Origin of the sequence: Lutibacter profundi, assembly GCF_001543325.1 — a bacterium.
GTDB classification, from domain to species: domain Bacteria; phylum Bacteroidota; class Bacteroidia; order Flavobacteriales; family Flavobacteriaceae; genus Lutibacter; species Lutibacter profundi.
Genome location: NZ_CP013355.1, coordinates 246,232 through 259,368, shown reverse-complemented (window position 1 = coordinate 259,368; position 13,137 = coordinate 246,232). Strand labels below are relative to the sequence as shown.

The following is a 13,137-nucleotide window of genomic DNA, read 5'->3' as shown; positions in this document are numbered from 1 at the left end:
AAAACTCCTAATTTATTACTAATTTATTTGAATTGGTACCTTATTGAAAGTGCTAAATCTAAATCTGTATCTCTACCATAATTGCCTATAATTCCTATCTCTGGTCTAAAATCTAATGAAATTAAAAATGGTGCTTTAAAGTTATATTCAATTCCTATATTTCCATCAGCATTTATAAATAAACCTTCGTTATTGTCAGATATAAATCCATTATTATAACTCCAAGAGCCAACTCCGGCACCAAAACCGGCATACCAATTAAAACCTTGATCAATATTCCATACCCACTGGTAAATTCCTGATAATTTAAAAGCTTTATATTCCTTTTCATTTCTGTAACCTAAATCTATTTCTAAACGATTGGTTGTTGTTAATTGACGTTGGTATGAAATTTCACCTCCAAAACCATCATTATTTCCAAATCTAACTCCAATTGCATGATTAGAAATTTCTTGAGAATTCATTGTTAAATAGCCACTAAACATAGCCACTGCAAGTATAAATATTTTTTTCATTAATAAAAATTTAAAAGATTAAAACTCTAAATATTCAAAGTTTATGCCAATACAATTAAAACGATATTTCTTTGCATATATTTTAACCCGTTGTGAATTTTGATAAAAACCTTAAATTCAAGTGAATTTCATGACCGGAGTTAGTGAAATTCGTATCTAAAACAATGCTTTCATATAGTTCTAGATACTATTTTCTCCATTTTATAGTAAAAAATCACTCGAACAGGCGAACATTCGTTCATTTAAACCCAAAATGCACAATGGGTATATTTTATTCCATTTAAATACAATTTCTCCTTTTTAAATTTTAGTGTTTCATTTTTCAAATATAAATGTACATTTGTACACTACTTACTACTAATGGAAAAATTAAAACATCGTTGGGGATTAACCTCAAACTTTCAAGTGCTATTGATAATAATAGTATTTTCAGTAAACGGATCATTTGCTGCTTGGATTGCTAAACCTGTTACACAATTTATAGGGTTAGATTATGACACAACCAATCCATGGTTATTTTGGCCAATAAGAATTCTGCTAATATTTATTATTTATCAAATTACGCTTCCCCTTGTTGGTTTTTGTTTTGGACAATTTAATTTCTTTTGGAATTTTTTTACAAAAAAATTGCTAAAGCGAATAGGATTTAGACGTATAGTTTAAAATTTTTACTCTTTTTTAATTAAATATTTATAGACCCAAGTTAATGTAAACGTTGGTAAAAAGTCGGTTCCAAAAATACCAGCTTCCTCTACAAAAGAAACCAAACTTCCTATTTTGCCTTCTACACCTTGGTACATATTGTAAATTAAGTATGCAGAAAGTGGAGCCCAAATAACATCAGAAAATTCACCAACAAACGGAATTACAAAAGAAAGCATTCCTACACCGTCAAAAAGTATACTTAATATCAATAATTTATACTTTTTTTTCATAGTAATTTACAATACATTATTTAAACAAAATTAATACTGTTCCTTTAATTTTGTTTTGTACTTTTTTATAAATTTCTCTAATTTAGGATTTATTACAGCCGTACAATAACCTTGCGTTTTGTTATTATTATAATAATTCTGATGGTATTCTTCTGCCTTGTAAAAAGTGTCAAATTTTGTTATTTCAGTAACTATTGGATTCTCAAATACGTTGGCTTCTGTCAATGCTTTTATAAAATGTTCAGCAACTTCTTTTTGCTTATTTGAATGGTAAAAAATAGCTGATCTGTATTGCGTTCCTCTATCATAACCTTGTTTATTTAATGTTGTTGGGTCATGCGTGCTAAAAAAAACATCTAAAATTTCTTGAAATGTTATTATTGAAGCATCAAATTTAATTTGAATAGCTTCAGCATGTCCAGTTCTACCCGTTGTAACTTCTCTATAAGCAGGATTTTTAATAGTTCCACCTGTATATCCTGAAGTTATTTTTTTGACACCTTTTAAGCGTTGAAAAATTGCCTCGGTACACCAAAAACAACCATTTGCTAAAGTTGCTATTTCAAATTTATCTGCCATTTTTATTTTTTTACTGTAAGAAGATTGCGCATATAAATTATTAACTGTAACAGCAAAAATTATCACAATAAGTATTAATTTTTTCATTTTGTTATGATTTTTGAAGTAAGTCGCAATCAATCTCTAATAATTACATTTCTTTTGGAATTAATTTACGAGGAAATTGAATTAAACTTTCAGCTCCATTTTTGCTTACACTTGCAACACCAAACAAATAATTATCTATTACAATGTTTTTTAATGTATAATCTGTAATTTTTCCAACAAACCTGCTAAATTGCCATTGAGGTGAGGTTGTATCTCGCCAATAAACTTTATAACCAATTACATTTTCATCATCAACCTTATCCCATTTTAATCTTGTTGAAGGTTGAACTACTCCAGCTATCATTACGTTATTAGGTGCCAAAGGCGCTGAGGCTAGAGAAGCAAGTGTTAAGCAGTTTACAGCGGTTAATTTTGCAGCATAATCAAAATTAACACCCTCAATTACATCTCCATATTTAATCCCATTTTCAACTCTAATATCTTGGTGCTGGCGATTGTAATTTTCATGTGTTTCCATAATTCTAACTCCTGTAAAACCTTCATCGTTAAAAGGTCTATGATGTCCACCCCTACCAAATCTGTCTAGTCTATACACCATCATTGGCTTTAAATTGGTCATATAATTGGTTGCTAAATTTGCAACATACCTTGCTAACTGACGTGAAGGCCCATCTACTTCACCTCCAAAGTAACGCATACTATTACGTTCTTTATCAGTAGTTTTCATTGAAATTGCTTCAGAAAAAATACGAAATGTACTATTATCTATAACTCCATCAATTCCTTCAATATTTCCAATCATATCATTATTTAAAACTGCAATAATATTCCATCCATTTTCTTTGGCATATTTAGCCATAATTTTCCCACCATATAAGCCTTGCTCCTCTCCTGAAAGCCCCACGTATATAATTGAAACTGGGAACTTGTATTTACTTAAAACTCTGGCTGCTTCTAGGGTTCCAGCTAATCCTGTTGCATTGTCATTTGCTCCTGGTGAAATAGAGGTGTAATTATTGGGATTAGAAACACGAGAATCAATATCACCCGACATAATTACATAACTATTTGGGAATTTCGTACCTCGCTGAATCGCCAATACATTTACTACTTTAGTGTCTGTAACTATCCGTCTTCCATCTGCTTTTACCACATCACCTAAATATTTTACTTCTAAACAGTTGTTACAATTTTGAGAGGTTCTTTCAAAATTAGATTTTACCCATCTACGAGCAGCTCCAATACCTCTGGTTGTTGAAACTGTATCTGATAATGTATGACGTGTACCAAAATTCACCAATGTTTTAATATCATTCTCAATATTCTTAGCTGATGTTGCTGTTGAAATTTCAATTAAAATTTTGTCAATTTTAGATTGTGAATACCCTAAGGCTCCTAATCCTAAAAAAAGGGTTATGAATAACGTTTTATTAAATCTCATAATTATTTAGTTTGTTTTTTTATATATTTTCTAAAGTATGTACTACACTTTCAAGCATTTCTTCAGTAAAATCTAGATGTGTTACCATACGTAACTTGCCTTGTCCCATTGATATGAGAGAGATACCTGCATCTTTTAATCTACTTATAAATCCTTCTTCATTAATTGAATCTATCACATTAAATATAATAATATTTGTTTCAATTGGCTCTACATATTTAATTAATTCACAATTTTGGAGCGCTACACCTATTATTTTAGCTCTTGTATGATCAATAGACAATCTTTCTATATGATTATCTAAGGCATAAATTCCTGCTGCAGCCAAATAACCTACTTGTCGCATAGCTCCTCCAAATAACTTTCGAATTCTTAAAGCTTTCTCTATGTGTTGTGTTGTTCCTAATAATAATGATCCAACAGGTGCTCCTAAGCCTTTTGATAAACAGATTGATATCGTATCAAAAACTTTACCATATTGTTTTGGTGTTTCTTTTTTTGCTACTAGTGCATTAAATAAGCGTGCTCCATCTAAGTGTAGTGCTAAATCATTTTCATTACAAATTTGTTTAATTTTTAAAATTTCTTCAAAATCCCAACAAGCTCCTCCTCCTTTATTTGTAGTATTTTCAATTGCAACAAGTCTAGAGTAAGGCGTATGAATATCTGATCTTCCTCCTGAGACAGCCTCCTTTAACTGATTGGCTGTAAACATACCTCTTTTACCGTCAATTAAATAAGATGTAACTCCTGCATTGAAAGCTGGTCCACCTCCTTCAAAATTATATACATGAGCCCATTTATCACAAAACATTTTATCTCCTGGTTGAGTATGTAGCTTAATACCTGCTTGATTTGCCATTGTTCCCGAAGGAAAAAATAACGCCGCTTCCATACCAAACATATCAGCTATTTTAGTCTGTAATTTGTTCACTGTTGGATCTGTTTTAAACACATCATCACCAACCTCGGCATTCATCATAGCTTTTAACATTCCCTCAGTAGGTTTTGTTACAGTATCACTAATTAAGTTTATTTGCATAGTTTATAAAAAATTATTTTAGTTATCAATATTTGTTAATTAAAATCACATCTAATACTACCAATAGGCGAGCCATCGGGTATTTTAGGCAATTTATCTACTAAAAATTGTGTAGGATTTTTTAAATAGTTATCAATTATGGCAATATAACCACTTCTATACATGGCGTTTAATTTCTCAGATTTATTATTCTCCAACCAGTTTTTAAGTTGGTTTATTTTAAACAAAGCTATTGATTTTGCCTGAAAAGAAGCCTTTTTGTTAGAAGCTAATTTCAATAATTCTTGTAAAACTACATTATTAATACTTTGTTGAATTTCATTATCATAACGATTACCATACTTTACTTTAAATGTTGAATTAACTATAGCATCTATTAACTCGTCTAATCCTAATTGATTTTCAGAAAAAGCTTTTTGCTGTACCATTCTTGATGCTCTTTCAGGATGAAATAATAATTGCATTACCATTTCAGTAGCTGTTGAAGCTACATTTAATGCGTCAAAAGCAACTCCATTTTTTGATTTAAAGGATTCTCTACTTCTTTTATAACTAAAAGCTCTTGGTGGAAATAAAGCTGTAAGCCTAGGTGGTATTTTTAACGTTTTTACACTTATAGCTCTTAAAATACTATTCAATGCTTCTTTTTCTTGTTTTGGATTTACTGATTTCACAATAAGTTGCCCATCTCCTTTTACTGCATAAGAATATTCCATGCCTCCAATCATTTTAGATGCTGCTTCAACTTGGTATCTATGAAAAAAATACAACGGAACAAATACATCTTCTAAAACGGAATATGGTTCTCCTTCTTTTATATTTTTAGCTGAAAAATCACCTATAGCTTTGGCTCTAACTTTTAAAACTCTATCTAACTCTTTTGCTGCATTTGTTCCGTTATCCCACAAATGGGCATAAATATGTGCACCTCCTTTTGCTCTAGCATCACTATCTGAAATAAATAACATTCCTTTATCAATCGCATGTTGAATGATTTTGTTTAATTCCAGTTTCTCATTTACCTTGTCAGGAAAATCTTGATAAGAATAAGCAACCGAAACTTTATCCCACGCTCCTATTCCTGTCTTATAAGCATTCGTTAAGTCTATTTCTCCATTGGTTAATTTCACATACGGATGAGGGTAATCCATTACTGATGCCCTGTTATTATAACTTGATGCAAAATTATGGGTAAACCCTAATGTATGTCCTATTTCATGAACTGAAAGTTGCCGTATTCTGGCTAAAGCCATTTGTAACAATGGATTATTAGCTCCTGTTTCATCAGTTGCTCCCAGTAAAGCTTGAGCAATTAAATAATCTTGTCTAATTCTTAAAGATCCTAAACTCACATGGCCTTTAAGTATTTCACCTGTTCTAGGGTCAACAATACTAGCTCCATAAGACCAGCCTCTTGTAGATCTGTGTACCCATTGAACTACATTGTATCTAATATCTAATGGGTCTGCACCTTTGGGCAACATTTTAAATTGAAAAGCATTTTTATAACCTATTGCTTCAAAAGCTTCATTCCACCAACGTCCACCTTCCAATAATGCCGAACGTACTGGTTCTGGAGTGCCTCTGTCTAAATAATAAATTATGGGCTCTTTTGCTTCACTAATTGCAGCTTCAGTATCTTTTTTCTCTAATCTATGACGTACTATATACCTCTTTTTAATGGGTGATTCAATTGAGGATGCATAGTCTAAATAGGAAATGCTATTTGCACCTGAACGAGGATCAAATATTCGTTTTTTATAATTATTATCTGGTAATTTAATAAATGAATGATGTTGCCTAACTGTTACCAATGATGAATTTGGAGAAACACTTTTTATGTAATTCCCTTTAGCTTCTCCTTTAAACGTTAATATTGCTTCAAACTCTACATTTTTTGGAAATGCTTTTGTTCTTTCTAAATATAAAGCGCTTTTACTTAAGTCTAACTGATAATTACCTTGCTTAGTTTGCTGTAACTTTTTGGAAACTCCATGAGCATCTCTCAATAAAAAATTGGATATATCAATTAAATATTTCCCTTTTTGCTGTTCTTTAATGTCGAATCCAAATAATACCGACTGTGTAAAGGCCTCTTTAACAGATTTTTTCTCATCAATATTATTTGTAATTGCTCTATATTTTAAATTAGGCTGAACTAATAATAATTTAGTACCTGCTTTCATAAATTTAACTACAACTCTTTGTCCTAATTGCCCTCTGTCTAATCCTATATCATTAGAACCAACACCCGCAGAAAGTGCTTCAACATATAAAAATTCTTTATTCAATTTATCAACCTCTAAATAAATTTTATTTTCTGAAGTATCATAATAAAAATTAAAATAGCCGTTGTAGCTTTTAAAATTTTTAGTTTTCATAAAAGATTGAGCGGTTATATTTATACTAAAAATAAATACTACTACATAAAATAATTGTTTCATACACTTAAATTTTAAATAAAACAAAGCTATGCTATTTTTTAAACTACAACACAAATAAATTATTTTGTGTAGTTTAAAAATGAAAGGTTATTTTTGTATTCCTTAAATATAGAAATGATAACTAACGAGCATATAAATAAATTACAAGAACGCATTGGCAAGTTAAAAACTTACCTTGATATTGACAAGAAAATAATTGAAATATCAAATGAAGACGAAAAAACTTCAAATCCTGATTTTTGGAACAATCCCAAAGAAGCTGAGTTGGTTATGAAAAATCTTCGATCTAAAAAAAAATGGGTTGAAGATTATAACAAAATAGCTACTAATTTAGAAGATATCTCTGTTCTTTTTGATTTTTATGTTCAAGGGGAAGCATCTGAAGAAGAAGTTGAAAAAATATACAATACAACAATTTCTTTAATAGAAAATTTAGAGTTTAAAAATATGCTTTCTAATGAAGGCGATAGTTTAAGTGCAGTACTTCAAATTACAGCTGGTGCTGGAGGTACAGAAAGTTGTGACTGGGCACAAATGTTAATGCGTATGTATTTAATGTGGAGCGAAAACCAAGGCTATAAAGTTAAAGAACTTAATTTTCAAGCTGGGGATGTTGTTGGAATTAAAACCGTTACCCTTGAAATTGAAGGTGAATTTGCCTTTGGATATTTAAAAGGTGAAAATGGTGTACATCGTTTGGTTAGAATTTCACCCTTTGATAGTAACGCCAAAAGGCACACTAGCTTTGCTTCAGTTTATGTTTACCCATTGGTAGATGACAGCATTGAAATAACTATTAATCCTGCAGATATTGAAATAATAACTGCCAGGTCAAGTGGTGCAGGAGGTCAAAATGTAAATAAGGTTGAAACTAAAGTTCAATTAACACATAAACCAACAGGTATTCAAATTTCATGCTCAGAAACTCGTTCTCAACACGAAAATAGAGAGCGAGCATTGCAAATGTTAAAATCTCAGTTGTATGAAATTGAATTAAAAAAACAACAGGAGGCACGACAAGATATAGAGTCTGGCAAAATGAAAATTGACTTTGGCTCTCAAATTAGAAATTACGTAATGCACCCATATAAATTAGTAAAAGATGTTAGAACCGCACATGAAACTGCCAATGTTGATGCTGTTATGAATGGAGAAATTGATGATTTTATTAAAGCATATCTTATGCAACAAGGTCAAAATGAGACTAATTCTGAATTATAACTAAACTTTAGAATTAGCTGAGATATTCTTTAAAACTACATCTCAGCTACTTAATTCAATAGCTTTCATCAAATATATTTCACTTTTAAAATCCGTTATTTCATAAGTAAAAACAATAAATAGCATTTTTTTTTAAACAAAAGGCTATTTATTAACAATATTTTGTATTTTTACTTCCGAAAAAAATTGTTGAGAATATTAATATAATTATTTTTTATGAGGAAAATATTTTTATTGCTAATTATATTAACCCCCTTATTAAATTTTAGCCAAACAAACAACCCCATTTATACAATATCAGGTAAAATAGTTGATAGCTCAACTAAATTACCCATTGAAGACGCAACCATTATATTTAAACGTATTGATTCTAACAAAATAATGTATGGAGGAATTACGAATAAGAGAGGTCGTTTTGAAGTTGACCTTGTAAAAGGAACTTACAATGCCACCGTTGAAATTCTTCCATATAAAACTAAAAAACTAAATATATCTTCTATAACTAGAGATTTAAATATTGGTACTGTTGAATTAGAATTAAAGACTGAATTTCTTGATGAGGTTGAAGTAATTGCAGAAAAAAGCACCTTAGAATTTAAAAGAAACAAACAGGTTTTTAATGTTGGGAAAGATATCTCTTCATCTGGTGCTTCAGTTTCAGAAATTTTGGCAAATATCCCCTCTGTAGATATAGATCCTGATGGAAATATAAAGTTAAATGGAAGGGATGATGTAGCTGTTATGATTAATGGAAAATTATCAACACTCTCAAAATCAGACGCCTTAAAATCGTTACCTGCTGGTTCTGTTGAAAAAATTGAATTGCTAAATAATCCAGGAGCAAGTTATAGTGCTACTATAGGAGCAATTATTAATATTATCTTAAAAAAAGGAAAAGAAGAAGGTTTAAACGCTTCTTTAACAGGTACTGGTGGTTTTAAAGATTATTACGGAGGTCTATTAACATTAAATCATAAATCTAAAAAAATTAATTTTTTTACCAATACTAGTTATGCTCGAAGAAACCCTATAACATTAGCTACCTATAAAAATGAATATTTTGAAAATAATAGAACTACTTCATTTTTAAATGAGGATACCGAAAATGAACAACCCGCTAATTTCTTTATTAGTACAGTTGGGTTAGAATTTTACCTATCTAAAAAAAGCACATTAACTACTACTGTTAATTATACAAATATTGACTCAAAAAATTACGCCAAAACTTTTTCAAGTATTTTTGATGCTACAAAAAATTTAATAGCTAACAATACTAGGAAAAATGATGGTAGTTTTAATAATGAAATTATTGAATTTGTTGTTGATTATGAACATAATTTTTCAAAAGAAGGACAAAAACTTACCGCTTTTATAACTTACAGTATTGATAAAGAAATATTTATAAATAAGTTTACCAATACAAATGCTAATTTTTTAGATGAAGATTTTAATATACTTAACACCCTAAAAAATACCAATACTAAAATTACCTATACAAATCCTATAAATAAAAACGATAGTTATGAAATTGGCTACGAAGGTCTTTTTGGCTCAACTCCCTTTGAATATATTGAACCAAATGCCAGTAAACTTATAGATTTTACAGACACCAACCATGCATTTTTTGCGAGTTATGAAAAACAATTCAAAAAAATGTATGTTGGATTTGAATTAAGAGCTGAATTTTTAACTTACAAAATTAATTATGAGTATTTGAATACTGTACAAAATAAAAAATTCAATAACTTATTTCCATATTTATCTTTAAATTATAACATCTCAGATTCTAAAAACATAAGCTTAACCTTAAATAGAAACTATACAGTTCCTAGCTACTATCAGTTGCAACCTTATGAACAAAAAATTAGTGAAACGATTAGCTTTATTGGCAATGAAGATTTAAATCCTTTTTATCAAAATAATGTTCAATTAACTTATACCTATTACGGTAAAAAAATAATTTTTCAATCTGCCCTCTCTCACTCAATTTATACAGATTTTTGGCAAAATGTTACCTATAAAACAGGTGAGCAAATTAATGGAGTTGATAAATTAATAACTACTATAGTTAATTTAGGTAAGCTAAACTATACCGTAGCTAATTTTACAGCTATTTATAATCTCTCAAAAGTAATTAATTTCACAGCCAATACAAGTATTCAATACTTTGATCAGTCTGGTATATTTGAAATTGTTAATTTAGCCAATAAAACAATTATACAAGATTTTAATTTTTCCAATGTCAATGCTAATTTTAGTCTGTTAACACAACTAAAAATTCCTAATTGGTTTAATTTTCAAACCAAGGTAGTGCACACGTTAATATCAAGAGGACCAGTTTCAACCAGACAGGCATATACATACGCTAATGTTGCAATTAGCAAAGATATTTTTGATAAAAATGCTACCATTGCTATTACCTCTAGTGATATTTTTAATTCCTCTATAACAAAACGTACTAGATTTCATACAAATTACACTTCTGATGTATATATCAGAAATAAGTACCCAACCATTTTAGCTTCTTTCACATACAGATTTAATCAACATAAACAGGACAGAAAAATTAATTTTAATAAGAAAGAAGAAGAAAGCAAAACCAAATTTTAATAGTTATTTTTTATGAAAATATACCACAATCCGCGTTGTAGCAAAAGCCGTCAAGGTTTAGCTATTTTAGAAGATTCAAAAAATCCTTTTGAAGTTATTAAATATTTAGATAAACCTTTTGCAAAAGAAGAATTGACTGAATTAATTAAATTGTTAGGTATAAAACCAATTGATTTAGTTAGAAAAAATGAAGCTATTTGGAAAGAAAATTACAAAGGAAAAACATTAACTGATAACGAAATTATTGAGGCAATGGTTAACCATCCTAAACTTATAGAAAGACCCATAGTAATTAATAATGGGAAAGCTGTTATTGGTAGACCTCCTGAGATTATAAAAACCATTTTATAGTGCAATAAAAAGAGCAGCCAAAATTTAGCTACTCTTAATCTTATAATTTTATTATGTAAAAGAGACTACTCCTCTTTCACTTCTAGTTTTCCTTCTTTTCTATATTTCCAAGCCTCTCTAAAATATCCCACTAACCAATAAGGGACAACAAACATTAGCATAAATAGCATCAACCAAAAACCCATTGTAAAAATGCCTAAGAAAATTAAAAAACCTGAAAATTGAGATAAATCCATAACTTTTGATTATTACTTTTTGTTATTTTTACAAAAATACTATTTATTTTTAATTTATCACATAACTTTTTATTTTTTTAAAGGTGACTTTTCTCACTTATTAACTTAAAAAAAAATAGCAACTTTGGTAAGCTAAAAAATCATAATTAGTAACTTTGTAAATCAGTAATTTAGATAAACTTAATATTATGAAATATAGAATTGAAAAAGACACTATGGGAAACGTTGAAGTTCCTGCCAATAAATATTGGGGTGCCCAAACAGAACGCTCAAAACATAATTTTAAAATTGGCCCTTCAGCTTCCATGCCATTAGAAATTATTTATGGATTTGCATATTTAAAGAAAGCTGCTGCCCATGCAAACTGTGATTTAGGTGTATTATCAAAAGATAAAAGAGATTTAATTTCAAAAGTTTGTGATGAAATTTTAGATGGTAAATTAGATGATCAGTTTCCGTTAGTAATATGGCAAACCGGCTCTGGCACACAAAGTAATATGAACACCAATGAAGTTATTGCAAATCGTGCACAAGAAATAGCAGGAAGGGTTATTGGAGAAGGAGAAAAAGTAATTCAACCTAATGACGATGTAAATAAATCACAATCTAGTAATGATACTTTCCCAACTGGCATGCATATTGCTAGTTATAAAATGTTAATAGAAACTACTATTCCAGGAATTGAAAAACTACAAAAAACATTTGTTGCTAAATCCATTGAATTTAAAGATGTTGTTAAAATTGGTAGAACACATTTAATGGATGCTACACCTTTAACTGTAGGTCAAGAATTTTCTGGTTATGCATCTCAATTAGCTCATGGGTTAAAAGCCTTAAAAAATACATTACCTCATTTAGCTGAATTAGCCTTGGGAGGAACTGCAGTTGGAACGGGCTTAAATACGCCTAAAGGATATGATGTATTGGTTGCTAAAAAAATAGCTGAATTCACAGGATTACCATTTGTAACCGCTGAAAATAAATTTGAAGCATTGGCCGCTCATGATGCCATTGTTGAAAGCCATGGCGCTTTAAAACAACTAGCTGTATCTCTTAACAAAATAGCCCACGATATTCGAATGATGGCCTCTGGTCCACGTTCAGGTATTGGAGAATTAATTTTACCTGCTAATGAACCGGGAAGCTCTATTATGCCTGGAAAAGTTAACCCTACACAGGCAGAAGCATTAACCATGGTTGCTGCTCAAGTAATGGGTAACGATGTTACAATTACTATTGGAGGAACTCAGGGTCACTTTGAATTAAATGTATTTAAACCTTTGATGGCTGCTAATTTTTTACAATCTGCTCGTTTACTAGGCGATGCTTGTGTAAGTTTTAATGATAATTGTGCTGTTGGTATCAAGGTAAATAACGAACGAATAACTGAACTTTTAAACAATTCATTGATGTTGGTTACTGCTTTAAACCCAAAAATTGGCTATTACAAAGCTGCTGAAATTGCAAATACCGCTCACACCAATGGAACAACCTTAAAAGAAGAAGCTGTTAATTTGGGCTACTTAACTGCTGAACAATATGACGAATGGGTTAAACCTGAAGATATGATTGGCTCATTAAAATAAATTTCACTTAAACGAAACAAAAGAGGCTGTCTGAAAAGCAATTATACTTGTCATTTTGAACAAAGTGAAAAATCTCAACATCTTGATATATAAGTGTTTAATTTCAAATAGATTCTTCATTTACATTCA

Annotated in this window: 12 protein-coding genes; 5 read left to right on the top strand and 7 right to left on the bottom strand. The window is 30.0% G+C overall.

Going from position 1 to position 13,137, the window contains the following annotated elements; all coding sequences use genetic code 11:
- Positions 1–23 precede the first annotated feature (23 nt).
- Positions 24–515, bottom strand: coding sequence for a hypothetical protein (locus Lupro_RS01185; protein ID WP_068205671.1), 492 nt, complete (start codon positions 513–515; stop codon positions 24–26).
- A gap of 360 nt (positions 516–875) precedes the next feature.
- On the opposite strand from Lupro_RS01185, the gene Lupro_RS01180 reads away from it, so the two are divergent.
- Entirely contained in the window at positions 876–1,178 is a 303-nt protein-coding gene (locus Lupro_RS01180) for a DUF6787 family protein (RefSeq protein WP_068205670.1), read from the top strand.
- 5 nt (positions 1,179–1,183) lie between these two features.
- Here Lupro_RS01180 and Lupro_RS01175 read toward each other — a convergent pair whose 3' ends face one another.
- The 5 genes from Lupro_RS01175 to Lupro_RS01155 form a co-directional block, all read right to left on the bottom strand.
- On the bottom strand, positions 1,184–1,450 hold the full coding sequence (locus Lupro_RS01175; protein WP_068205669.1) for a hypothetical protein: 267 nt from the start codon (positions 1,448–1,450) through the stop codon (positions 1,184–1,186).
- Between the two features lie 30 nt (positions 1,451–1,480).
- Complete coding sequence (gene msrA / locus Lupro_RS01170) at positions 1,481–2,029, bottom strand: peptide-methionine (S)-S-oxide reductase MsrA (protein WP_068211309.1); 549 nt, start codon at positions 2,027–2,029, stop codon at positions 1,481–1,483.
- 130 nt (positions 2,030–2,159) lie between these two features.
- Positions 2,160–3,518: a M28 family metallopeptidase gene (locus Lupro_RS01165; RefSeq protein ID WP_068205668.1), complete on the bottom strand. Its 1,359-nt coding sequence runs from the start codon at positions 3,516–3,518 to the stop codon at positions 2,160–2,162.
- A 19-nt stretch (positions 3,519–3,537) separates the two neighbouring features.
- A complete protein-coding gene (locus Lupro_RS01160; RefSeq protein WP_068205667.1) occupies positions 3,538–4,560 on the bottom strand; it encodes a threonine aldolase family protein in 1,023 nt (340 codons plus the stop codon).
- Positions 4,561–4,595: 35 nt separating this feature from the next.
- Positions 4,596–7,004, bottom strand: a complete 2,409-nt coding sequence (locus Lupro_RS01155) for a zinc-dependent metalloprotease (RefSeq protein WP_068205666.1) — start codon at positions 7,002–7,004, stop codon at positions 4,596–4,598.
- Between the two features lie 114 nt (positions 7,005–7,118).
- Here Lupro_RS01155 and prfB point away from each other — a divergent pair, with 114 nt between their 5' ends.
- The 3 genes from prfB (at position 7,119) to arsC (ending at position 11,186) form a co-directional block, all read left to right on the top strand.
- Positions 7,119–8,225, top strand: a complete 1,107-nt coding sequence (prfB, locus tag Lupro_RS01150; protein ID WP_068205665.1) for a peptide chain release factor 2 — start codon at positions 7,119–7,121, stop codon at positions 8,223–8,225.
- A 216-nt stretch (positions 8,226–8,441) separates the two neighbouring features.
- A complete protein-coding gene (locus Lupro_RS01145) occupies positions 8,442–10,835 on the top strand; it encodes a TonB-dependent receptor (RefSeq protein WP_068205664.1) in 2,394 nt (797 codons plus the stop codon).
- 12 nt (positions 10,836–10,847) lie between these two features.
- Positions 10,848–11,186 (top strand): arsenate reductase (glutaredoxin), encoded by a 339-nt coding sequence (gene arsC, locus Lupro_RS01140; RefSeq protein ID WP_068205663.1) that lies wholly within the window; start codon positions 10,848–10,850, stop codon positions 11,184–11,186.
- Between the two features lie 65 nt (positions 11,187–11,251).
- Here arsC and Lupro_RS13580 read toward each other — a convergent pair whose 3' ends face one another.
- Positions 11,252–11,422: a hypothetical protein gene (locus Lupro_RS13580; protein WP_099092387.1), complete on the bottom strand. Its 171-nt coding sequence runs from the start codon at positions 11,420–11,422 to the stop codon at positions 11,252–11,254.
- 188 nt (positions 11,423–11,610) lie between these two features.
- Here Lupro_RS13580 and fumC point away from each other — a divergent pair, with 188 nt between their 5' ends.
- Positions 11,611–13,008 carry a class II fumarate hydratase gene (gene fumC, locus Lupro_RS01135; protein WP_068205662.1) on the top strand — a complete coding sequence of 466 codons (1,398 nt, stop codon included), beginning with the start codon at positions 11,611–11,613 and terminating at the stop codon, positions 13,006–13,008.
- Positions 13,009–13,137 lie beyond the last annotated feature (129 nt).